Raw genomic sequence first — 22,900 nt, forward strand, 5'->3', positions numbered from 1 at the left:
GAGCGCGGCCATGTCATCCGCGAGCGTGGAGGACGTCGGGATCAGGGAGGTCTGACGGCACGAGCCGTCCCCAGGCCCGGCAGCGGGGAACCGGATGCGTCAGCTCTGTCGGCGCGACCTACGTGGAGGGGGTGAGCAGGGCACCGCGCCCCATCACGGCTGAACGGATCGGTGGTTGCCGACGTCGCCTCCTGCCCCTCGCGGGAGGCGACGTCGACGCGCCTGCGTCCATTCGCCTTGTGCCTCCTTCGTGTCCGTGGGGGCGGCGCGACCACACGGCTCTCTCCGGAGCGGCTCGACGAGCGAAGGCTTCAGCCGCGTGCTCCCAGGAGGTGGTCCATGGCCAGTTGGTCGAGGCGTTCGAACGCCATCCCGCGCGCGGCGGCCGCCTCCACGTCGAAGGCCTCGTAGGCTCCCCGGTCGGCGAGCAGCCCGGAAAGACCGTCATCGGCGGTGGGCAGCGCAAGCTCGTCGAGACGGGAGACGCTCAGCGCCTCGCGCACCTCGGGGTCGGCACGGAAGGCAGCTGACCGCTCCCGGAGGATCAGGTAGTTGCGCATGCAGCCGGCGGCCGATGCCCACACCCCTTCGTAATCCTCCGTACGGGGCGGCTTGAAGTCGAAGTGGCGCGGCCCCCCGTAACCGCCCCTCTCCAGGAGGTCCACCAACCAGAAGGCGCTGCGCAGATCGCCCGCGCCGAACCGCAGGTCCTGGTCGTACTTGATGCCTGTCTGGCCGTTCAGGTCGATGTGGAAGAGCTTGTCGGCCCACAGTGCTTGGGCGATGGAGTGCGGGAAGTTCAGTCCCGCCATTTGTTCATGGCCCACTTCGGGGTTGACGCCGAACAGTTCGGGCCGCTCCAGTCGCTCGATGAAGGCGAGGGCGTGACCGACTGTGGGCAGCAGGATGTCGCCGCGCGGCTCGTTCGGCTTCGGCTCGATCGCGAAGCGCAGGTCGTAGCCCTGGGAGGTGACGTACTCGGCGAGCAGGTCGAAGGCCTCCTTCATGCGGTCGAGTGCGTCGCGTACGTCCTTGGCGGCCCCGGATTCGGCTCCTTCCCTGCCGCCCCAGGCGACGTAGGTGTGCGCGCCCAGCTCCACCGCCAGGTCGATGTTGCGGATCGTCTTGCGCAGCGCGTAACGGCGGATGTCGCGGTCGTTGGCGGTGAACGCGCCGTCCTTGAAGACGGGGTGGGTGAAGAGGTTCGTGGTGGCCATCGGCACGACCAGGCCTGTCGCGTCCAGTGCCTGTCGGAAGCGCTTGATGTGGCCTTCACGTTCCGCGTCGGACGACCCGAACGGGATCAGGTCGTCGTCGTGGAAGGTCACTCCGTAGGCGCCCAGTTCGGCGAGGTGGCGCACCGCGTCGGCCGGGTCGAGCGCACTGCGGGTGGCGTCGCCGAACGGGTCACGTCCCTGCCAGCCGACGGTCCACAGGCCGAAGCTGAACTTGTCCTCAGGAGTGGGCTGGTAGTTCATGTGCGGCTCCCTCGACTATTTCGTCATGGCACTTTACAAATTAGTATCCGAAGGCTCCGCTGGGAAGGTCGGGGAGGAAACTCCGGGATGTACCCAGGCGAGCCGCAGGAACGGAGACCTCATGTCATCAGCGCCCTCAGCACAGGGACCTCTTGTCGTCGGCGTGGACAGCTCCACGCAGTCCACCAAGGCACTGGTCGTCGACGCGGCCACCGGCCGGGTCGTGGCGAGCGGTCAGGCGCCGCACCGGGTCAGCTCTGGCGCGGCACGCGAGAGTGACCCCCAGGAGTGGTGGGAAGCTCTGTGCGCGGCCCTGCGGCAGTGCGGTCCCGTGGCGCGGGAGGCCGCAGCGGTGTCGGTCGGTGGCCAGCAGCACGGGCTGGTCACGCTCGACAAGGGCGGCGACCCGGTGCGGCCCGCTCTCCTGTGGAACGACGTGCGCTCCGCCGCGCAGGCGCGGAGCCTCCTGGAACGGCTCGGCGGCCCCAAGGAGTGGGCCGACCGGGTGGGCAGTGTGCCGGGGCCCTCCTTCACCGTGACGAAATGGGCCTGGCTCACCGAGCACGAGCCGGCCGCCGCCCGCTCCACAGCCGCCGTGCGTCTGCCCCATGACTACCTCACCGAGCGCCTCACAGGGCTCGGCACGACCGACCGCGGCGACGCCTCGGGGACGGGCTGGTGGGCGTCGGCTTCGGAGACGTACGACGAGGAGATCCTCGGCATGGTGGGGCTGGACCCTGCGTTGCTGCCCCGCGTGGCGCGACCCGGCGAGGTCGTCGGCACGGTGCGCGGCGGCGGTGAACTGCCCTTCTCCAAGGGCACGCTGGTCGCCCCGGGCACCGGCGACAATGCCGCGGCCGCACTGGGCCTCGGCCTGCACCCCGGCACTCCGGTACTGAGCCTCGGTACCTCGGGCACGGTGTACGCGGTCTCGGAGCACCGCCCCGCGGACCCGACCGGCACGGTGGCGGGCTTCGCCGACGCGCGGGGCGCTTGGCTGCCGTTGGCCTGCACCCTCAACTGCACGCTGGCCGTCGACCGGATGGCCACGCTGCTGAACCTGGACCGGGAGGCGGTGGCACCGGGCGGCGCGGTCACGCTCCTGCCCTACCTGGACGGCGAGCGGACGCCGAACCTCCCCCACGCCACTGGGATGGTGCACGGCCTACGACACGACACGACACCTGGGCAGCTGCTCCAGGCGGCGTACGACGGGGCCGTGCACTCGCTGCTCGGCGCTCTCGACCTCGTCCTGGACACGGACGCCGACAGGTCGTCCCCGCTGCTGCTCATCGGAGGCGGAGCGCGCGGCGCCGCATGGCAGCACACCGTACGTCGCCTCTCCGGCCGCCCCGTTCAGGTGCCCGAGGCTCAGGAACTGGTCGCGCTCGGTGCCGCCGCGCAGGCGGCGGGTCTCCTCACCGGCGAGGACCCGAGCGCGATCGCGCGGCGCTGGGGCACCGCGCGGGGGCCCGTGCTCGACCCCATGGAGCGGGACGACGAGACGCTGTCCCGGATCTCCGGGGTACTCTCCGACGCGGCGCCGCTCCTGGACAGGGCGCCCCATGAGGAGTGAGGACTGACCGAGGCATGACCGCACCGCTGCACGAACAACGCTCGGGTACGTCGGGTGCGCGGTTGCCCGACACCCAGCAGGGGATGCGCCGCCGCAACCTCTCCCGGGTCATGCACACCGTGGCCGCGCACGGCCCCCTGTCACGTGCCGCTGTGGCCTCCAGGATCGGGTTGACGCGGGCTGCCGTCTCCACGCTGGTGGACGAGTTGATCCGCTCCGAGCTCCTGGACGAGCTCGGGCCCGAGCGGCCCGGGCGGGTGGGCCGCCCCGGTTCAGCTCTCGCGGTCAGCGCGCGGGGGCCTGTCGGTATCGGGGCGGAGGTGGGCGTGGACCATCTCGCGGTCTGCGCGGTCGACCTGCGCGGCGAGACGCGTGCACGGGTCATCCAGCAGGTCGGCAATCGCGGGCGCTCACCCGAGCCGGTGCTGCGGGAACTCGCCGCCCTGGTGCAACGCGTCTGCGCCGAGGTTCGCTCGGCGGGCCTGTCCCCCGCGGGGCTCGCGGTGGCCGTGCCGGGCCTGGTCGCCAGGGACACCCACTCGGTCGTCCGCGCTCCCAACCTCGGCTGGCACGACATCGACCTCGGCTCGCACCTCCCCTCCGAGCTACCGCTGACGGTGGACAACGAAGCCAACTTCGGGGCACTCGCCGAGCTGTGGCTGGGTGAGGGCACGCCGGAGCACTTCCTCCACGTCTCGGCGGAGATCGGCGTTGGCGCCGCGCTGGTCGTCGACGGTCGGCTCTTGCGCGGAGCACACGGTTTCGCGGGCGAGTTCGGGCATATGCCGGTATGGCCGGGGGGCCCGAGCTGCCCCTGCGGTGGTCGTGGCTGCCTGGAGCAGTACGCGGGCGAGGAGGCTGTGCTTCGCGCAGCGGGGCTAGAACCGGGCGAGGACCGCGTGGGGCTCCTCGCCGAGCGCGCCGCGGCGGGTGACAAGGCGGTGCGGCGAGCGCTGCGCGGCGCGGGGGCGGCCCTCGGCATCGCGCTCACGGGCGCCGTCAATCTGCTGGATCCTCAGGCGGTGGTGCTCGGCGGGGCGCTGTCCCGCCTCGCGCCGTGGCTGCTTCCGTCCCTGGAGCGGGAGCTTGCGGGACGCACGGCAGGCAGGGCCCGCGGGGTCACGGTCTCCGGGCTCGGGTCGGACGGGCCTCTGCTGGGCGCCGCGCATTCGGTCGCTCGGGCGGTGCTGGACGATCCGGCGGGGGTCGGCGCGGCGGGGTAGGGGCATCGCGGCTCCTACCGCGGAGTGCGGCACAGCTGGTTCGGCGAAGCCGGCATGGCTTCGTTGACGCCTGGCATGGCTGCGTCGGCGATGCCCGGCACAGCTGATCCGGCGAAGCGCGGCATGGCTGCCTCGGCGAAGCCCATGGCCGCCTCGGCGGCCTCAGCACGGACCCCTCCGCGTAGCTCCACAGCCGTCGGGTCCCCCATTCGAGTGGCCGAGATTTCCACAATCTCGATGCTGTGCACAGATGCGAGTTTCGCCCTTCCACCCCAACCGGCAGGCGCCGTAACGTAATTCACGCGAGGCGCTGCCGACCTGGTGACGGCGGCGTTTTCGCGGATCGGGGGATTCACATGTCGGGGGAGACCAGTCCAGGCCTGCGCCGTGAGGCCATCGGGCTCCACGAGGCCCTGTTCCAGAGCGTTACGGCACTGGCCTGGCCGCGTCCACCTCGACGACGAGCCCATACCCGTCCCCGATCAGAACGAGGGCCTTTCGGGCCAGAGTGGAGCAGTGGAGCGATGAGCGACCCTCGAATCCTGACCGTGCGGCCCGAACCGGGCGAGTACGCCTGGACGTTCGGCGGCGCCCCGCCCGTGGCGCGCATCGCGCCGGGCACAGTCCTCGACCTGTTCACGGAAGACTGCTTCGCCGGGAACGTGCGCTCGGAGAAGGACCTCGTCTCCAAGGTCTGCGAATTCCCGTTCCTTAACCCGCAGACAGGCCCCTTCTACGTGGAGGGCGCGGAGCCCGGCGACACCGTGGCCGTGCACTTCGTGTCGATCGAACCGGCCCGCGACTGGGCGGCCTCCACGACAGTGCCTCTCTTCGGCGCTCTCACGTCCACGCACGCGACCGCCTCGCTTCAGCCGCCGCTGCCCGAGGCCGTGTGGATCTGGCAGCTCGACCGGGCCCGCCGGACCGCGCGGTTCAGCTCGCGGGACCGTGACTTCGAGGTAGATCTGCCCATGGACCCCATGCACGGCACGGTCGGGGTGGCCCCGGCCAACCTGGAGGTGCGCTCTGCGCTCGTGCCCGACGCCCATGGCGGCAACATGGACACACCCGAGATGCGGTCGGGCGTCACCTGCTATTTGGGGGTGAACGTGGAAGGCGCCTTGCTGAGCCTGGGCGACGGGCACGCGCGGCAGGGCGAGGGCGAGACGTGCGGGGTCGCCGTCGAGTGCGCCATGAACACCGTGGTGATCGTCGAACTCCTCAAAGGGGTGGCCACTCCCTGGCCCCGCCTGGAGTCCGATACGCACATCATCTCGACCGGGTCGGCACGCCCGCTGGAGGACGCGTTCCGCATATCCCAGCTCGACCTCGTGCAGTGGCTGGTCCGGGACTATGGCTTCAGCGAGCTGGACGCCTATCAGTTCGCGACGCAGACCGTCGAGTCGCCGCTCGCCAATGTCTGCGACACCAACTACACGTGTGTGGCAAAGCTCCGTAAGGAGTGGCTGCCCGCGCGTGAGACACACCGCGGCCTGCACGCCCGGCTGCGCGAGACAGCCGCCACGCTCCCTTATGCAACAGTCCCCCGCACCTCCCGTTAACCGAAGCCGCTCTCTCCAGTGCAGTGCACCCGCCCGTCCAGTCGTCCCCCTCCCCCACCCATTGAGAGGCAGATCAGTCATGGATCGAACAAGACGCTTCCCGAGCAGGCGCCGACTGCTCCAGGGCGCGGCCGCCGCCGTGCCCGCAGCGCTCCTGCCCGCCGGCCACGCGGGCGCCCAAGCCCTGGCCGTCGACTACCCCGCCGCCGAGTGGGTGCCGGCCAGCACGTCCAACTACACGGCTGCCAACCGCCCCAGCACCTATCCCATCGACTACGTAGTCATCCACGTCACCCAGGAGACATACGCGGACACGCTCGCCATCTTCCAGAATCCGGCGAGGAGGGTCTCGGCCCACTACGTGGTGCGCTCTCAAGACGGTCACATCGCGCAGTGCGTCCGCGACCGCAACGTCGGGTGGCACGCGGGTAATTGGACCTACAACACACGCAGTATCGGTATCGAGCACGAAGGATGGGTCGACAAACCTCAGTACTTCACCCACGCGATGTACGAGCAGTCCGCCGCGCTCACCGCCGCCATCTGCTCGAAGTACGGCATCCCCAAGGACCGGGAACACATCATCGGTCACCACCAAGTCCCTGGCTCGGACCACACGGACCCCGGCCCGTACTGGGACTGGACGCGCTACATCCGGCTCGTCAACTTCGCCTGAGGGGCTACCTCGACGCACCACACCCGAGAACGAGCAGTTCCGCACATCGCGGCACGCTTGTCGGCTTCCGTTTCCGGGACGACGATGGCACCACCGCGTCACCGCATCGCCGTCCCGGGAGGCCGAGTTGACCGATCCATGGGTGGCCCTGGAGCCGGGTGCCGACCCCGCCGAGCGGGTGCGGGTGCTGCGTCGGGCGCACGAGAGGTTCACCGCCGCGGGGACGGTCGCCCGCCCGGTGCGTTCCGTCGTGGCCGAGTCATGGCGCAGGTCGGCTAGAGCGCATGTCAGCCCGGAGGGCGACGGCGCCGCCGTGGAGCTGACCGACGCCGACCTCGGGGCGTATCGGGCGGAGCATCCGCTGGCGAAGGTGATGCCGCTGTTCCGTGAGTTGATGGGCACCTTCGCCACGGATGGGGAGCATCTGCTCGCCGTGTGCGACGCGCAGGGCAGGTTGCTGTGGGTCGAGGGGCATGCGGTGACGCGGCGGCACGCAGGGCGGATCAACTTCGTGCCGGGGGCACGGTGGGCGGAGTCCGCCGTGGGGACCAACGCGCCGGGTACGGCGGTCGCCGAGGACCGGCCGGTGCAGGTCTTCGCCACCGAGCACTTCATGCGGCATGTGCAGCCGTGGACGTGCGCGGCGGCTCCGGTGCACGATCCGCGCACCGGGAGGCTGATCGGGGCGGTCGACATCACCGGCGGGAACGGCCTCGCGCACCCGCACAGCCTCGCCTTCGTCCAGGCGGTCGCGAGGGCGGCGGAGTCCCAACTGGCGCTGCTGGCCCCGTCGGCGAGGACCGGGGGCACGGTCGAGGTCTCGGCGCTTGGCCGGGACGAGGCGCTGCTCGTGGCGGGTGGGCGGAAGGTGCGGCTCAGCCGTAGGCACAGCGAGATCGTCGTGCTGCTCGCCCGTCATCCGGAGGGGCTGAGCGGGGACGAGCTGCTGTACGCGCTGTATGAGGACGAGTCGGTGCCGCAGGTGACGTTGCGGGCGGAGATGGCGCGGCTGCGGCGGGTTCTCGGGGCAGAGCTGCTGCGGTCGCGTCCGTACCGCTTGGCCGTGCCTGTCGAGTGCGATGTCGACACGGTCGAGCGTCGTCTGGGGGCCGGCGCGGTGGCGGCGGCCGCCGCCGCGTACGACGGGCCGCTGCTGCCGCAGTCGCAGGCGCCCGCCCTGGTCCGTCTCCGCCGCAGGCTCGCCGACCAGCTACGGGCGGCGCTCATCGACCGGAGCGACCCTGACCTGCTGGCGGACTGGGCCCATGCTCCGTGGGCCGAGGACGACCTGGCGGCGTGGCGGGCCCTGGCCGCGCTGCGTCCGACGCCTGCCGTCCTGGCCCGCCTGCGGGAACTGGACACCGAGCTGGCCCTCGCCGGACCGGGCCCCGCGCCGACACGCTGACCGCAAGGATCTCCAAGCCGACTGCCCGCGCTGACCGCCGACCGCCGACGAAGGGAGCGCAACGTAGATGCAACGTCCGTGGTTCTAGCCTCCGGGCGAGAGCTGCCCAACGGCGGGCAGTCTTCCCCCGGGAGGCCAGCCAAGATGACCCGTTACGCAGCGCCCGGCACCGAGGGCGCGATCGTCTCCTACCAGTCGCGCTACGACCACTTCATCGGCGGCGAGTACGTGGCTCCCGCCCGTGGCCAGTACTTCGAGAACCCCAGCCCGGTCAATGGGCGGCCGTTCACCGAGATCGCCCGGGGCACCGCCGAGGACGTCGAGCGTGCTCTCGACGCGGCGCACGCGGCGGCGCCCGCTTGGGGGCGGGCCTCGGTCACCGAGCGCGCGGACGTTCTGCGGAGGATCGCAGACCGGATGGAGGCCAATCTCGAACAGCTCGCGGTCGCCGAGAGCTGGGAGAACGGCAAGCCGATCCGCGAGACGCTGGCGGCCGACATTCCGCTCGCCATCGACCACTTCCGCTACTTCGCGGGCGTCATCCGGGCGCAGGAGGGTTCGCTGAGCGAGGTCGACGAGGACACCATCGCGTATCACTTCCATGAGCCGCTCGGTGTCGTGGCGCAGATCATCCCGTGGAACTTTCCGATCCTCATGGCGACGTGGAAGCTGGCGCCGGCGCTCGCGGCGGGCAACACGGTCGTCCTCAAGCCCGCCGAGCAGACCCCGGCCTCCATCCACTACTGGATGAGCCTGGTCGCCGATCTGCTGCCGCCGGGTGTCGTCAACATCGTCAACGGTTTCGGGGTCGAGGCGGGCAAACCGCTGGCCTCCAGCCCGCGCGTGGCGAAGGTCGCCTTCACCGGGGAGACCACCACGGGGCGGTTGATCATGCAGTACGCCTCGGAGAACATCAAGCCGGTGACGTTGGAGCTGGGCGGGAAGTCGCCGAACATCTTCTTCGACGACGTGTGGGCCGCCGACGACGACTTCCGGGACAAGGCGCTCGAGGGCTTCACGATGTTCGCCCTGAATCAGGGCGAGGTCTGCACCTGTCCGTCGCGGGCGCTGGTGCAGCGCGGGCAGTACAGCGAGTTCCTCGAAGCGGCGATCGCCCGCACCGAGCAGATCAAGGCAGGGCACCCGCTCGACACCGACACCATGATCGGCGCGCAGGCCTCCAACGACCAGCTGGAGAAGATCCTCTCCTACCTGGACATCGGTCAGCAGGAAGGCGCGAAGGTGCTGACGGGCGGCCAGCGGATCGATTACGACGGTGAGTTGGAGGGCGGCTACTACGTCCAGCCGACGATCTTCGAGGGCGACAACCGCATGCGGATCTTCCAGGAGGAGATCTTCGGCCCGGTCGTCTCGGTCGCGTCGTTCAACGACTTCGACGACGCCATCAAGATCGCGAACGACACGCTCTACGGGCTGGGTGCCGGGGTGTGGACGCGGGACATCAACACCGCGTACCGGGCGGGCCGTTCGATCCAGGCGGGGCGCGTCTGGACGAACTGCTACCACGCCTACCCGGCGCACGCGGCGTTCGGCGGTTACAAGCAGTCGGGCATCGGCCGCGAGACGCACAAGATGATGCTGGAGCACTATCAGCAGACGAAGAATCTTTTGGTGTCGTACTCGGCGAAGAAGCTCGGCTTCTTCTAGAGGCACAAAAAGGCGCCTGACCTGCGCTTTATCCGGTCAGGCGCCTTCCGCTCGGCCGCTCAGAGCAGGGCTCGCCTTACGTCATAATCCCGGTTTCTCCCACCGCTATCCCGCTCCTGACCAGCTCTTCCGGTCTATTTCCGGTCCAAGTCCCGACTCAGCCCGCAGGACGCGCACGAACTTCGGCGGGATCGGCACCGGCCGGGTCGCGGTAGCCGCACGGCGCTTGAGCGAGTGCACCTGGTGCACCGCGCCGTCGTCCGTCCACTCCTTGCCCGCTGCGATGACGCCACCCGACAGATCGAGCATCCCCCCCCACCCGGCAGCTTGCGACACAGGGTACAGCGCCCGCCGCAGCACGTCGGCTTCCGCGAGCGCACCGACGGGCAAGGAGTTTCGCTTCTGCCAGTCCAGGGCCTTCCGCCACTCCTCGGTCGGCTCTTGGGCCCATACGTTCTTGTTGAACGCCCGCGAGTACAAGGCGCGTGAGCAAGGTAGTACCACGTCGTTCGCTGCTTGATGGCCCGCAGCTCGGGCGCCGGCAGCCCCGTGTGCTCATCGAAAGGCTCGCCCTCGCGCGCCGCCGTCATCAGCTTCGCATGTCGGCTCTCGGCGGGCCCGGCAGTGCTGAACGATTCCGCATTCTCCCGCCCGTTGACGGTCCATCGCGCCCCTCACCCTCACCGGATGACAGGCAAACGAGCAGGTCGACCAGAATGCCCCAAAGTTTACGGGACACCCTCTAACACATCATCGAGCAGAATGGTGCCCGCGCCGTCAGAGTTCCGGGTCTGCGGTGAGAGTCCGCTCATCCTGTGCGCGGTCTTCCGGCTCCTGTTTTCCCTCCGGCTCCTCCCCAAACGAGCTGGCAGAGGAGAGATGCCGTGTCTGCCAGGCGGCGTTGCTGTAGAGGGTCCTAGAGGTTTGGGCTATCTCCTTCTCGCCGCCATAGTCGGGACCCTCCTGCAGGTACCTATTCCTGTGGCTTACGAAGCGGAGCGTGTCGCCCGCCCGGAGCACCCGATTTCCTCCGGCTGTGATATTGCCTGCGGCTGTGACGTTGTTGCCGGGCAAAACGTTGACGTGGCTGTTGATTTTGAGCGGTTCGCCGTACGGGCCGCGAAGGTCGGCAATGCGGACGGTCCCTTTCCCGACGGCGTTGATGCTGTCGTTGAAGGTGCTCGCCCCGGTGACGTTCAGGACCGCGTCGACTTTCAGGCCCGCGTTCTGGCTGACCCGCAGCGGGTTGCTGCCCGCGCCGCGCACCGATCCGGCGACCGTCAGGTCCTTGGCGGTGTTGCTGAGGCTGACGCTGTCGGCGAATGTGGCCGGGCCTTGGACGGTGAGGTTCCTGACGACGAGGTCAGGGATGCGTACGGTGACCGCCGTGGTCAGGGTGTGGGTGAGGGTGACGCCACCGGCTGTGACTTCGGCGCGCAGCATGAAACCGGTGACGGTGGTCAGACCGCGCGGGGTGGACCAGACACGTTCCTTGTCGAGGGAGACTCCGGCGGGGGTGTCGCCCCAGTGCATCGTGTACTTCGCGTCCGAACCCTCCCAGCGGAGCACGGCGACCTCACCGTTCTCCACCATGATCTTCTCGGGCGCGAAATTCCGGAACACGAACCCGGCCGGGAACTTGTCCACCTCGACCGCAGCGTCCTTGTTGGTGAAGCTCCCGTTCGTCCTTGACGAACTCTCGATGATCTCGATGGAGGCCTGACCCGCCGTGCGGTTGACTGCGATGTTGGACAGGGTGAGGGTGACGATCTGCCCGGTGAACTGCACCGCGCGGGCCGGGGTGAAGGTGATGACCGCGAAGCCGCCGGAGACGGTGGGGGCGGAAGGCGTCCAGCCGGTGCTGGCACCGGTCTTGATTTCGGTGCCTTCGGTGGTGAGGTGCTCGGCCCCCGCGCCGACCGGCACCCGGACGGTGATTTTGTTGCACCAGGCCGACGTGGTGATGCCGCCGCCGACATTGATGTTGACGGAGCCGTATTCGGTTTCCTCGGCGGAGCTCACCCGCAACGGCTTCGGGTCGGTCGACGGTTCGTACGGCAGCAGGTTGGTGGTGTTCACCATGACAACGCTCATGCAACAGCCTTTCTATGGGCGGAGGTTCAGGACGTCTCGGTCGCGTCGAGCAGCAGGTATCCGTACCGGGCCTCCGCCTGCGGATCGCCGAAGTGCGCCGCGGAATCAGCCGGAACGATCGGCAGCTCCACCCACTCGGTTTCCGAGCCGCGCGGCTCGGCCCAACTCCACGTTCCGTGCCACGACGCGGGCTGCGGTAGCACCACGCCTGCCTCCGTCGGTTCCTCTCCCGCTCGTGCCCGCCGGGCTTCCTCGGCCTTGTCGACCCGCTCGGCCGCGAGCAGTGGGCCGAGCCGGAAGGACGCCCGGATCCGCCGCATCGCCTCGGACACCAGGTCGTCGGGCAGCTGGACCTTGGTCACCGGGAGGATGTCCGTGGTGGCATGCACCGCCGCGTAGGGATCCATCAGCAGTGTCAGGTGGTGCGTCACCGGCTGGTCCGGGGTGCGCGCGGGCACGGCCAGGCCGTGGCCTTTGTCGATCGGGGTCAGGTAGCCTCCGCCGCCCTGGGGCATGACCGCGTGGAAGAGTTCGTACGAGGTCTCCTGGTCGGGCCCGGTCGGCCCGGCGAAGTATCCGATGAGGCCGTCGCCGAGCCGCTTTTCGTTGCCGAGCCGGACCGGCCAGCGGTAGCCGTCGTACTCCTCCTCCGACTCCCCAAGGACCTGGTCCCAGCTCGGGTTGCTCAGCAGCGGCCCTTCGAGCTCGACGCCCAGATCGGCGCGCACCAGTGCGAGCGGGCGGCCGATGAGCCGCAGCGGAGAGCCGTCCTCCTGGGCCGCGTCGTCGAGGATGGTGTCGAGGGTCTGGTCGATGGTGTCGAGCAGGCCGGTGAGTGCGGCGGCGGGTTTGTCCTTCAGGGTGCGGACGAACCGGGCCAGGTGCGGCATGGCGTCCTCGAACTCCTGGGCGTCGATGTCGGGATGGGGCGAGCCGGGGAGCGGTAGCCACACGCTGTCGTCCGCGCCGTCGATGTCCTTGACGACGCGGAGTTCACCGAGGGAGACGCCGTCGGGTCCGTGGACGACGAGGGTCTGGTCGAGATGGTTGAGCAGCAGCCAGCCGGCCAGGGGGTTTTCCGTCGTGGCCGCGCGGGCCATCGGCGAGAGCCGCTGTCCGTCCACGGCGCGTACGGTCTCCAGCCGAACGCGGGCGCCTTGGAGAAGGCGCGGCCCGAGCTGGACGAAGCGGGCCGTGCCGATGAGGTCCTCGTGCAGGACGCTGTCGGGGGTAACGCTCTCCGCGCGGGTGAGAGAGACCTGTTCGTAGTTGCCGCTGTTGACGATGTCGTAGGTGCGCCCGAAGCGGTCGACGATGCGCAGGTCGTGGAAGGTGAACTGGCCGGCGCGGACCGGCTGGAACGGTGTTCCGGGGTCGTCGGCGGGCGGTTCGGGCGGGCCGCCTTCCGGGACACTCTGGATGTCGCCGACGAGCCTGGCGGTGGCCTCGGGTACGTGCACGGTGGTCCTGGCGGTGGAGTCCTGCTGGACGAGCCAGTCGTGGAAGCCGTCGAGGCGCTGGGAGAGCATTCCGGGGTGGCCGAGTTCCTCGCGCAGGGCGAGCAGGCCTTCGGCGGGAGCGCCGGAGTAGGTGTCGAGGTAGCGGTCTATCTGCTTCTGCAGGACCCACGGCACGCTCGGGGTGAGGAACGCCCGGTTCTTGAAGGTGAGCCAGCGCAGGTTGGCTTCGCCGCCGCCGGGCTGGGCTCCCCGGCCGGACCATTCGTAGCGGCTGCCGTTGAAGGTCCAGTAGGTGGTGTCACCGGCCTGGAAGGGCGTGGGGCAGTACTTCAGTTCGTATTCGAGGTGCATGGGCAGCCAGGGCTGCTGCCACGGCGCGGTGTGCTCGGGGACGGGCCCGGCGACGGCGGCGGGGTCCTTGAGCGCCGCGTCGAGAGCGCCGGGGACCCTGGCCACCTGGTCCAGGAGGGCGAACTCGGCGAGCAGCGGGGTGCAGGCGTCGGGGAGTCCGGCCAGTCCCGGGCTGGGCGGGGTGGTGGGCCGGTCGTAGGTCGTGCCGCCGACGGTGATCCGGGTGATCAGGGCCTCGGGAAGGCGGCAGGGCAGCGGGGTGTCCCGGGTGAGGGGTTCCTTGGCACCGGTGTCCTTGATGAGCACGACCGGGTCGGCGGGGCGGTAGTAGGACTCGCGGGCGGTGCGCTCCAGCTGGTAGCGCACGTCGAGTCCGCGTTCGGTCGCGTACCTCGCGATGTCGGCCGCGAGTTCCTCCGGGGTCCCGCCGGTGGGCAGTTGCCTCGACAGCACGAACTGCTCGTCGAGCAGAGCCTTGGTCCGCCCGGCCAGACTCGTCGCATCGCTCTCGTTGAGCTGGACGTCAGCTGCGGCGTCGAACCCCGCGGGGTGCTCAGGGGTGAACGGGGGAACCGGCTTGTTGCGCAGCCACCAGATGTTCCACAGGCGCTGCTGGGAGCGGCGGAGCCTGGGCGTGAGGTCGTCGTACCGCCGTTGGACATCGTTGAGTTCGGCCAGCCACCCGGGTTCCGGCGGCGGGGGCGGCAGCTCGTCGTCGCCCTCGACGGGGCGCGCGGTCACCTTCCACACATGACCGCCGTCGGAACCGGAGAACCAGGAGTGATGGGTGAGGGTGTCGAGGTCCTCTTCGCCGTCGGCGGTGTCGAGTGTTTCGAGGGTGCCGTGGAAGAGGGAGCGTACGAGGTCCCCGGTGCGCGCGGACCGGGTCTGGCGGGCGGCCAGCCGGCCGAGGGCCTCGGCGCTGCTGCTGCCCAGCGTGAGGATCTTGCTGAGCTCGATGTTGCTCGGTTTGTCGGACTCGTGGGTGGCGCCTTCGCGCTGCCAGTCGACTCCCAGCGCCGAGCCGCTGTAGAGGGTGCGGTCCAGGGCGTCGGCGGCGGTGCCCTCGGGGGTGCCCCAGCCGAGGGCTTCCAGGAGGTCGGCCGTCCCGCTCGCGTCCGGCGGGAGCAGGCCGGGCACGGACGCGGCGTGGTTGAGGTAGTCGAGGGCGTCGTCGCTGTACCAGCCGACGACGAAGTAGCTCAGCGTCGCGTCGGGCGGGTAGTTGTCCAGGTCGCCTTTGAGGTCCTCAAGGGTGTCGTGGATCGAGAACACGTCTTTGTTGTACGGCTGGTAGGCAGCGAAGCCGGGCAGTCCGGGCCCGGCCGCGGTCAGGTGCGGCTCTTGGGCGGGTGGTTCGGTCCACGGCGCCTGGGTGAGGTCGTGGCGGCGGCCGAGGAAGGTCAGCTCCAGCGGAGCGCCCTCCGGTGTATCGGGGTTCGGGTGCTTGTTGGTGCCGTAGATGTCGTTGCCGTCGGCGTCCTGGACCGGGCGGCTCTCCAGGTAGTCGCTCTGCACGATCCACCCGACGGCCTTGCGGTCCGCCGCCGCCGCTGTGGTGCTGTAGCGCACGACCAGCCAGCGGTTGGGGACGAAGGGGAAGGTCGTCTCCCCTGTCGTCTGGTCGTAGTGCCCGTTGGCCAGCGCCTCGGGCAGCTGCCAGTGGACGTAGACGCCTTCGCTCTCCGGGCCCATGGTCTCGGTGCCGACGCCGGGGGGCGGTTCCGCGCTCGCGCCCTCCTGGATCATGGCGTCGAAGTTCGGTGTCCAACGGTTGAACGTCTCGGTGGTGCGGGTCAGCCGGTTGACGACAAGGGCGTTCACCTTGACGGGGACGATCAGGTCCGTGGCGCTCATCAGGCGGTCTCCGTCCGGGCGGCGGTGCCGGTGGGGCTGAGGATTTCCTGTTCCAGCGGGGCGTTGACGAGTTGCAGGGCCAGTTGTCCGGGGTCCAGGTCGGTGAGACCGAACCTCCGGGCCAGGGCGGGCACCAGGCCGCCGGTGCCGAACATCTGAAGCACCGCGGGTCCGGTGTCCGGGTCGGAGCGCAGGTGGAGGTCGAAGAGGCTGCCGGTGGCGGGGTAGTAGGTCTCGAGCGGGGTGCCGATCGGCGGGTCGGTGGCCAGGCTGCGCAGGCCGAGGCGGTTCCCGGCGTCGATGCCGTAGTGGATGCCCTGTCCCGGTTCGCGGATGACGACCTTGTCGGGAACGCCGTCCCAGAGGACGAGCATGATCCTCTTGTCCGGTTTGGCGCGGCGCAGTTCGGTGAGGAGGGTGCCGTCCTCGAGGTAGGCGTTGACCTTGATGTCCGGCCAGGCGGGAATGAGTTCGGAGTGGATGAGGAGCCCGCCGGCGGCCCGCTTCGTGTTGCCCGACCGGGCGGTGGCCCGGTTGAGTTCGGGGGCGAGGCGGCTGTCGACGGAGGTGTGCACGCCGACGTCGGCGGCTCCGGCGACGAGCGCGTCCAGCCAGCCCTGGTCGAGGCGGAACATCCGCAGGGATTCCAGGGGCAGCATGCGCGGGTCGGGCACGAGGTGGTGGAACGGCACGCCCTGGAGCAGGCCGAGGCGGGCCTGCCAGGCGGCGATGGCCTCGGCGTTGCGTTCCGCGGTGGTCCGCAGCAGGGAGACGGCGCGTTCTTCCGCGAGCACGGACCTTGACTGTGCACGTGTCACTCTCAGCTGCGGTGTCCTGCGTCCGGCGTCGTCCGGGAGCTGCGGGCTCGTGAGCCCGGAGCTGAGCCGCTCGCGGAAGCCTGCGGAAGCGAGTTCACGCAGCGCGCCGAGGGCGGGCGGGGCATCCGGGTCGACCGAGGCGCGCGCCGGATCTCCGGCCAGCGCCATCAGCGTCGTCGCCCGGTTGGCGAGTTCGCGGCGGGCCCGGCCGACGGCGGTGGTGTATTCGGGGTCGGCCAGGCCGATGGTGCGACCGAGAGTCCAGGCGACGGCATAGCTGACGTCGAAGATCCCGTGCTCGCGCTCGTAGATGAGCGCGTGGTCGGACGTGGTGTGCGGGCCGGGGCTGTGCTCGGTGGGCACGTCGAAAGCGGTGACCGGCGTGGCCGGGCCGCGGTACCAGGCGAAGGTGCGTTCGCCGGAGAGGGTCAGCTGCGGGACGGCGGTGTAGCCACGTGTAAGGCGGTCGCGGACATAGTCGTCCTCGGGGTCGTCGGTGACCGGTGCGGTCACCGGCAGGCGCAGGGCGAGCGCTTCGGGCTTTTCGGGGTCCGCGGTGCTAGGGGCGACGAGGTTCTCCAGCAGCGCTCCGGGGTCGGCGGCGGGCCCTTCACTGCTGGTGAAGCTCCAGCTGTGCAGCGAGCACAGGCGGACGGCCGTGGTGCCGCCGGGCAGGGTGCCGGACAGGCGGCCCTCGAAGCCTTCGAGGGAGACGAGGTGGACGGCGTAGTTACCGGGGTTGTGGGGGAAGCGGTTGGCGTTGACGACCGCGTACTCCCCTTCTTCGAGGACTTCGCCGTCGGCCCGGGTCTTGTTCGCGTCGACGACCTTGCGGACGTGGGCAAGGTAGTACATCTCGTCGTCGCGCGGGGCCACCGCGTTGAAGAGGTCCGCCGGGACGTCGATGGTCTGGCACTTGCTCCGAGCCTCAGCCTCGTCAACGCCGCCGGACGGCAGGTTCGGGCCCTTGACCCCCGCCTCGGCAGGGTTGCGGAGCTCCTCGACGGTGCGCAGCACGGTGTCCCCGGACGCGGCGGGGTCGTCGGGCAGTTCGTTCTCGCCGAAGACGAGCAGGGCGAGCCAGGGCGGGCGGGCCGGAGGCTGCTCGGCGCGGGTTCCGGCGAGGTTGCGTTCCCAGGGCAGGACCGACCGGCTGAGGGTGATGTGCGGCAGCGTCCTGGTGTAGGCGCCGGTGCTCTCGCGCGGCGGGTAGTAGGCGTGGACGGACGCTTCGCTGAGCACGAAGCGGACGGCCTTGATCTCGAAGGTCTCCTCGGACGGGAGCAGCTTGTCCTGGGCGTCCAGTTCGCCGCCGGGGTCGCTGAGGGTGTTCTTGACCACGACCCGGTAGTCGCCGGGGGTGGCACGCGGGATCAGGTGGTCGAGGAAGTGGATGCGCAGATCCGGTTCAGCGGGCACGGCCGGTCACCTCGTCGCGGTGGTGGTCAGGGGCGGGGTGGTCAGGCTGCGGCCGGCGAGTGCGGCGTAGCCGGTGAGCGGACTGTCGGTGTCGGCGCCGGGTCCCGCGCCGAGCCGGGCGAGGGTGCTGAGCACGGCGGTACGGCAGGCCTTGACGGTGGGGGCGGCGACGGTGTCGACGATGATCCGGATGCTCTGGTCGTCGGCCCGCGGCTCGGGCCCGGCGGGGTCGGACACGCGCAGGGGCATGCGGCCGTCCGGGAGTCCTTCGTACGAGAGCGCCTTCGAGGTGACGGGCCCGGTGTCGGTGCCGTAGTCCGGCTCGGGGAGGGTGATCCTCAGTCCGGTGAGGCGGTTTTCGAGCAGCTGGTCGCCGTCGAGCGCATCACCGGGTTTGGCCAGGGGCTTGCCCCACAGGCCGGGGGCGACCGTGCCGGTGACCGGCTTGACCACCCAGTGATGGTCGGTGGGGTGGAAGGTCGTGCCGTCCTTGGTGATGGTGACCCGGTGGGCGGAGGTGACACCGGTCTTCCGCATGGGGCGGATGTCGATGCTCCCCGCATCGGACTGCTTGATCAGCCGGTCGTTGATGTAGAGGTGCGAGGCGGGGATGCCGGATTCGGTGGTGAAGGTGAATCCGGCCGAGGAGACGAGGGTCGGTTCCTTGGCGGCCGCGCGCCGGGCGATCTCGCCCTGGTCGGCGTCGGCGAGCAGGCCCTCGTTGGGGATGACCCGGGCGGGTGCGGGGATCTGGGTGCGGAACTCGGGCCAGTCCACGGTGGGGGTGTTGTCGCGGGAGGAGCCGAAGCCGAAGCTGAAGGAGATGAACCAGAGTTTGACGGTGGCCCGGCCCCCGAAGGGCGGCAGCCACAGGTGGAGGTCGATGCCGACCTCGACGGAGATGCGCACCCGGACGAACCAGACCTTGATGGTGGCCGCGACACCGATGCTGATGCCGAGCCGGACATCGAGGTAGAAGGGTTTCCACTGGACCAGCACGTCGAGGTGGGCGGTGAACCACGCGGAGAAGATGCCCTTGTCGTAGACGGCTGCCAGGCGCCCGCCGAACATGAACGCGGCGGGGGTGATCGCGGCGTAGGCCTCGGCCCGTACGGTGATGTCGCTGGCCGGGGACCACACGAACCCCAGGCGCTTGGGCCGGGGATAGTGGGCGGGGACGTTGTAGTCGGGGTGGTAGCCGCCGAGGCTGATGGCGAAGTCCCCGGCGCGGCCTCCGCCGGTCCAGACGTAGACGGCAATGCCACCGGTGAGTTCGATCGACGGATCGAGCACATAGCTGCCGGGCAGCAGGGCCACGTCCATGGACAGGCAGTGCTCGGCGGAGCTGAAGCCGAGGCTCAGACCGATGTTCACCCTGGCGATGGCCCGGGCGCTCGGGTTGAGGGTGCGCGGCAGGCTGACGGAGGTGCGGCCGAGCAGCATGGCCTTGACGGAGTCGCCGAATTCGATGACGGCGAGGGCCTTGGTCTCGATGAAGCCGAAACTGGTGAACTTCACCCCGGCGGCGACCCAGTACTGGCCCTCGGTGGGGCGGATCCAGCCGGTGGGACCGGTGAGGGCCTTGAGCGCGTCCTCGGGGGTGTACGGCGTCGGGGCGGGCATGCCGGGCAGGGCCTGGGCCGCGTCCAGTCGTGCCACCAGAGGGAATTCGGCGATCTCGGCGCCGGTGGGGACCTTCTTGAAGGAGCTGTTGATCCCGAATCCGGCGGAGAAGCCGGTGACGGTGAAGGGCGGCGGGCCGAAGACCGAGGCGCCACCGAGGAGGGAGAGCTCACCGTAGATGAAGACTGAGTGCCAGCCTTCGACGCTGCGTGCCCACACGGCCTGAGCGCCAAGTTCGACCACCATCGCCTGGACCAGGATCAGTCCGGCGAGTTCGAAGTCGAGGGCGGGGTCGTCCGGTGTCTTGTTGAGCAGTCCGCCCTTGAAGCCGATGAGCCCGTCGGCGGCGGTGGCTTCGATGTTCATGCCGTGCAGGAAGGGCAGCAGCGGGAAGCCGCCGCTCATGCCGACGTAGAAGCCGAGTCCGGCGACCTGCCAGGTGAGAGAACCGATCGTGACCTGGCCCTGGAGCTCGATCAGCAGGCCCTTCTTGAAGTCGTAGCGGAAGACGATCGACGAGAGGTAGACCGGCCCGAACTGCTTGCCGATCACAAACTCGTATTCGAGCTTCGGCTTGTCCGGGCTCTGCGGATCCGGTCCGAACTTCGGCGGAACGGTGATCACCAGTGCCGGGATCGGCTTGCCCATGACCGCGAGGTGGACCGCCGCACTCACGTTCTTGCCCAGCGGGACCCCTGCCGCCTCGTTCGCCACCGGCAACTGCTGGAGCGGGCCGAGGTTGTACTCCGTGACGACCCGGTTGATCTTGATGACGTCTTCGGCGCTGAGGTTCTCGGAGACGTACATGATCTGGAGCGCGGGCAGGGACAGCAGCCCGTTGCCGATCATCGGTCCGACCACCGGCAGCCCGGAACCGTCCCAGTCCGTGCGGGCCCGGACCATGGCGACGGTGGTGGCCTTGGGTTTGCCGTCCTGGCCGGTGCGGCCGAGCGCCGTGGTCCGCAGCACCAGCAGTTCCACCGGGTTCGCGCCGGTGCCGTGGTCCACCGGCGCTTCGGCGGTGACCATCAGGTTGTCCATCTTGCCCATCGGGTGCTGGTGCAGCTGGACCCGCTCCAGCCAGTCGACCAGCGGTCCGGGCAGTTCCACGCCGTACTCGCCGAGGGCTTCGAGCAGCGGGGTGATCAGCAGCGGCGGCCCGTCGAGGGGCTGGGCCGTGCCGATGGACTCCTTGCGCAGTTCGGCGCGGAATTCCAGCGGGTCGGCGACCGCCCCGCCGAGCTGGAAGCCCACCCACGGCCCGGTGCCGGGGCACCGTCCTGCCGCGGCCGCGGCCTGTCCGGCGGCCAGCAGGACCCGCAGTGACCGGCCGCCGGACAGTCCGGACAGGTCGACGCGGGCGACGGCGGTCTGGAGCAGCCAGGTCGCCGGGCTCGCCTCGAAGAGCAGCGCGTCGACCGCCGTGCCGGCGGCGAAGAACCGGGCACTGGCCGGCATCTCCTCACCGGCCAAAGTGACTTTGCCGGTCACTGTCAGAGCGGCGCTGTCGGCAGTCGCCTCAGTGAGGGTCAGAACGCCGCTGGGCAGGTGCTCCAGGGACTCGGACTCGCCGCTCAGCCCGAGCCGCCCGGTGTCGAGCTCGAACGTACCGGCACCCCCCGCCGGGAACAGTGCAACCAGTTCGTCGACCGTCAGCGCCATGGGTGACCCCCGCCTGTGGACACGGTTTGGTGAGGCGCCCGCGGGAATGCGGGGCCCCTGTGCCGTTATGTGCCATTACGGAAAATAAAATAGGCGAGGGTCATAAAAACATCAATACGGAGAGTACGGGTGGCACAGTCATCCGGCCAATACGTCTGGAAAACACCGGCCAGAAACCTGGAAATGGCCGCCGCTTTCTCGCCAAACTCGCTTTCACGTGAGGAGATTCAGGATATTTCACGGGCCGCCGGAAGCGGACACCTGACCGAAGGACCGTTCGGAGAATCGATTCGGCCAGCGCATTTTCAGACGACCGAATCCGCTGCCCGCCACCCTCCCCGCTTCGCGATCCGCTGTCCCGAATCAACGCCCGAATTACAGGATTCAGCCATGCACCCCCAGGACAGCGCCAAAGTCAGTTGATCAGGTGGCGGGGCGGGCCAGACCGACGGGAGGATGATGCGACCGCACACTTCATCGTTCCAGTTGATGGGCCGCCGCCGTTCCGCGGGGCAGAGGTCTCCCGACGTTCCGCGGGGCAGAGGTCTCCCGAGCCGTCCCCGGTCACGCTTCCTGCACGGTCAGGTGAAATAGGTCGGTGGGTCCCTTGACTAACTTACGTTGCAAATCCGCGGAATGGCTCACAAGGCGGCCCCCGCAGCGAACCGTGCCTGACAGACATTTACTGATTGTTCATTGGCTCTGCATCATCCGCGGCGATCGGCCGGCTGCGAGTGCTGCGTCTCGTTGCGCGCGCAGTTCCTCCATCAGGTCGCGGTGGCGTTGAAGGTACTGCGGGTTGACGGTCGGCTGGTCCAGACGCCGCTGCCCGGCCAGAACCGCCGCTCGCCGCGCTCAACGGTCCCGCGGTAAGCACGCCGCCGTAGGCGCTCTCCAGCGCAGCGAGCTGCTCCGCCTTCCCGGCGCGCAACTGGCGCAACTCGGGCAGGTGGGTGAAGTCGGTGGCCCAGAAGGTGCAGGAGAAGCAGCGGTTGTACGTGCCCGGCCCGGGCCACGTGGGAGGAGTGGTTCCAGTACGAGGTGCCCGGTGCTTCTTGGAGACCGCGGTCCAGCCCGGACGCGGGCTGGAGACGTACGGGTCGATGTAGACGGGGCTGGCCGTCGCCCACCTGGGTCGGCATGCGGGACTGCCCGCGCCGGCCGGAAGAATCCTGAGACTCGGCAACCGTCAACGCGCATAGGGCACGTTGGTCTCGCCCGCGATCGCGTCGAAGGCGCGCAGCGCGGGCTCGGACATCTCCTCACGCCAGCGCAGGTCCAGCACGATCGCGGGTGGGTGGCCGAGGTAGTAGGCGCGCTCGGTGCGCTTCAGGTTGACGGGCCGGCCCGTGGCCCGTGCGGCGCGTTCCCGCGCCACGATGTACTGAGTGCCCGCGTTGCCGCCCAACGGATGCTGGACGCTGAGCCAAGGGTCGAGCATCGCGGGAAGGAAGGAGAAGCCCAGTGTCGCGCTCAGGTGGGACAGGACGTCTTCGGGGTGGGTGGCGACGTCCTCGTAGTGCACCCGGCTGACGATGCCGGGCCAGCGGGCCGCAAGATCCTCTGTCCGGCGCATCTGGGCGACCCACTCCGCGGCCAGCTCCGCGGGGTTGGCGTCGGGGTACTTGCGCAGGAGGGAGTTGACCACCGCCCGGCCATCGCGGGCCAGCACCACCAAATGACGGTGGACGGCGCCGGGCAGCAGTGCCGTCTGCTGATCGATCCAGCCGACCGCTTTCGTGGAGTCCACGACGAAGGGGCGGCCGGAGCGCCGGGCCAGCACCTCGTAGAGGTCGGGGCCGGTGCTCGGCAGCGGGTCGCCCCACACGGGGCAGCCGTCGGTGCAGAAGTTGCAGCCGACGGTCCGCCCCTGTGCGTTGATGGTGCCGAGGCGGGTGCTGTTCCACGCCTCGCCGGCGAAGCAGACCGCCGGATGCGCACCCAGCATCAGCCCGAGCAGCGTGGTACCGGAGTGCCCGGCCCCCATGATGAAGATCACCGTCTTGTTGCGCCGCTCACTGTTCATCA

General features: G+C 69.7%; 15 protein-coding genes. 7 read left to right on the forward strand and 8 right to left on the reverse strand.

Translation table 11 applies throughout. From position 1 onward, the window contains the following. Nucleotides 1–311 precede the first annotated feature (311 nt). Nucleotides 312–1,478 carry a xylose isomerase gene (gene xylA / locus DMA15_RS02375; protein WP_125510994.1) on the reverse strand — a complete coding sequence of 389 codons (1,167 nt, stop codon included), beginning with the start codon at nucleotides 1,476–1,478 and terminating at the stop codon, nucleotides 312–314. A gap of 121 nt (nucleotides 1,479–1,599) precedes the next feature. On the opposite strand from xylA, the gene xylB reads away from it, so the two are divergent. After that, nucleotides 1,600–3,054 (forward strand): xylulokinase, encoded by a 1,455-nt coding sequence (gene xylB, locus DMA15_RS02380; RefSeq protein WP_125510995.1) that lies wholly within the window; start codon nucleotides 1,600–1,602, stop codon nucleotides 3,052–3,054. A gap of 14 nt (nucleotides 3,055–3,068) precedes the next feature. Next, nucleotides 3,069–4,277 carry an ROK family protein gene (locus DMA15_RS02385; protein WP_125510996.1) on the forward strand — a complete coding sequence of 403 codons (1,209 nt, stop codon included), beginning with the start codon at nucleotides 3,069–3,071 and terminating at the stop codon, nucleotides 4,275–4,277. 14 nt (nucleotides 4,278–4,291) lie between these two features. Here the strand turns inward: DMA15_RS02385 and DMA15_RS02390 are convergent, their stop codons facing one another. After that, nucleotides 4,292–4,525 (reverse strand): hypothetical protein, encoded by a 234-nt coding sequence (locus DMA15_RS02390; protein ID WP_125510997.1) that lies wholly within the window; start codon nucleotides 4,523–4,525, stop codon nucleotides 4,292–4,294. A gap of 276 nt (nucleotides 4,526–4,801) precedes the next feature. On the opposite strand from DMA15_RS02390, the gene DMA15_RS02395 reads away from it, so the two are divergent. From DMA15_RS02395 to DMA15_RS02410, 4 genes are all read left to right on the forward strand, one after another. Next, nucleotides 4,802–5,839 carry an acetamidase/formamidase family protein gene (locus DMA15_RS02395; RefSeq protein ID WP_125510998.1) on the forward strand — a complete coding sequence of 346 codons (1,038 nt, stop codon included), beginning with the start codon at nucleotides 4,802–4,804 and terminating at the stop codon, nucleotides 5,837–5,839. A gap of 79 nt (nucleotides 5,840–5,918) precedes the next feature. Next, nucleotides 5,919–6,515: a peptidoglycan recognition family protein gene (locus DMA15_RS02400; RefSeq protein WP_125510999.1), complete on the forward strand. Its 597-nt coding sequence runs from the start codon at nucleotides 5,919–5,921 to the stop codon at nucleotides 6,513–6,515. Nucleotides 6,516–6,642: 127 nt separating this feature from the next. After that, a complete protein-coding gene (locus DMA15_RS02405) occupies nucleotides 6,643–7,920 on the forward strand; it encodes a GAF domain-containing protein (RefSeq protein ID WP_125511000.1) in 1,278 nt (425 codons plus the stop codon). A 144-nt stretch (nucleotides 7,921–8,064) separates the two neighbouring features. After that, nucleotides 8,065–9,588, forward strand: a complete 1,524-nt coding sequence (locus DMA15_RS02410) for an aldehyde dehydrogenase family protein (protein ID WP_125511001.1) — start codon at nucleotides 8,065–8,067, stop codon at nucleotides 9,586–9,588. Between the two features lie 105 nt (nucleotides 9,589–9,693). Here DMA15_RS02410 and DMA15_RS02415 read toward each other — a convergent pair whose 3' ends face one another. The 5 genes from DMA15_RS02415 to DMA15_RS02435 all read right to left on the reverse strand — a co-directional run bounded on the left by DMA15_RS02415 (nucleotide 9,694) and on the right by DMA15_RS02435 (nucleotide 20,872). Then, on the reverse strand, nucleotides 9,694–9,897 hold the full coding sequence (locus DMA15_RS02415) for a hypothetical protein (RefSeq protein WP_240659654.1): 204 nt from the start codon (nucleotides 9,895–9,897) through the stop codon (nucleotides 9,694–9,696). A gap of 468 nt (nucleotides 9,898–10,365) precedes the next feature. Beyond that, nucleotides 10,366–11,682, reverse strand: a complete 1,317-nt coding sequence (locus DMA15_RS02420; protein ID WP_164551664.1) for a hypothetical protein — start codon at nucleotides 11,680–11,682, stop codon at nucleotides 10,366–10,368. A gap of 26 nt (nucleotides 11,683–11,708) precedes the next feature. After that, on the reverse strand, nucleotides 11,709–15,350 hold the full coding sequence (locus DMA15_RS02425; RefSeq protein ID WP_125511003.1) for a hypothetical protein: 3,642 nt from the start codon (nucleotides 15,348–15,350) through the stop codon (nucleotides 11,709–11,711). Further along, entirely contained in the window at nucleotides 15,350–17,587 is a 2,238-nt protein-coding gene (locus DMA15_RS02430; RefSeq protein WP_125511004.1) for a hypothetical protein, read from the reverse strand. The genes DMA15_RS02425 and DMA15_RS02430 overlap by 1 nt, the downstream gene beginning before the upstream one ends. Nucleotides 17,588–17,593: 6 nt before the next feature. Continuing rightward, nucleotides 17,594–20,872 carry a DUF6603 domain-containing protein gene (locus tag DMA15_RS02435; protein WP_125511005.1) on the reverse strand — a complete coding sequence of 1,093 codons (3,279 nt, stop codon included), beginning with the start codon at nucleotides 20,870–20,872 and terminating at the stop codon, nucleotides 17,594–17,596. A gap of 129 nt (nucleotides 20,873–21,001) precedes the next feature. Between DMA15_RS02435 and DMA15_RS02440 the strand changes: the two genes are divergently transcribed. Further along, on the forward strand, nucleotides 21,002–21,295 hold the full coding sequence (locus DMA15_RS02440) for a hypothetical protein (RefSeq protein ID WP_125511006.1): 294 nt from the start codon (nucleotides 21,002–21,004) through the stop codon (nucleotides 21,293–21,295). A gap of 766 nt (nucleotides 21,296–22,061) precedes the next feature. On the opposite strand, the gene DMA15_RS02445 is transcribed toward DMA15_RS02440, so the two are convergent. Further along, a complete protein-coding gene (locus DMA15_RS02445; RefSeq protein WP_125511007.1) occupies nucleotides 22,062–22,898 on the reverse strand; it encodes a sulfotransferase in 837 nt (278 codons plus the stop codon). Between the last annotated feature and the right edge of the window lie 2 nt (nucleotides 22,899–22,900).

Source organism: Streptomyces sp. WAC 01529, assembly GCF_003945545.1.
GTDB lineage: Bacteria > Actinomycetota > Actinomycetes > Streptomycetales > Streptomycetaceae > Streptomyces > Streptomyces anatolicus.

What these genes read in the sequence shown, in the direction of transcription:
- DMA15_RS02425 (WP_125511003.1), bottom strand. Translation starts at nt 15,350, where the DNA reads ATGAGCGCCACGGACCTGATCGTCCCCGTCAAGGTGAACGCCCTTGTC.
- DMA15_RS02445 (WP_125511007.1), bottom strand. Translation starts at nt 22,898, where the DNA reads ATGAACAGTGAGCGGCGCAACAAGACGGTGATCTTCATCATGGGGGCC.
- xylA (WP_125510994.1), bottom strand. Translation starts at nt 1,478, where the DNA reads ATGAACTACCAGCCCACTCCTGAGGACAAGTTCAGCTTCGGCCTGTGG.
- DMA15_RS02395 (WP_125510998.1), top strand. Translation starts at nt 4,802, where the DNA reads ATGAGCGACCCTCGAATCCTGACCGTGCGGCCCGAACCGGGCGAGTAC.
- DMA15_RS02435 (WP_125511005.1), bottom strand. Translation starts at nt 20,872, where the DNA reads ATGGCGCTGACGGTCGACGAACTGGTTGCACTGTTCCCGGCGGGGGGT.
- DMA15_RS02410 (WP_125511001.1), top strand. Translation starts at nt 8,065, where the DNA reads ATGACCCGTTACGCAGCGCCCGGCACCGAGGGCGCGATCGTCTCCTAC.
- DMA15_RS02420 (WP_164551664.1), bottom strand. Translation starts at nt 11,682, where the DNA reads ATGAGCGTTGTCATGGTGAACACCACCAACCTGCTGCCGTACGAACCG.
- DMA15_RS02400 (WP_125510999.1), top strand. Translation starts at nt 5,919, where the DNA reads ATGGATCGAACAAGACGCTTCCCGAGCAGGCGCCGACTGCTCCAGGGC.
- DMA15_RS02385 (WP_125510996.1), top strand. Translation starts at nt 3,069, where the DNA reads ATGACCGCACCGCTGCACGAACAACGCTCGGGTACGTCGGGTGCGCGG.
- xylB (WP_125510995.1), top strand. Translation starts at nt 1,600, where the DNA reads ATGTCATCAGCGCCCTCAGCACAGGGACCTCTTGTCGTCGGCGTGGAC.
- DMA15_RS02415 (WP_240659654.1), bottom strand. Translation starts at nt 9,897, where the DNA reads ATGCTCGATCTGTCGGGTGGCGTCATCGCAGCGGGCAAGGAGTGGACG.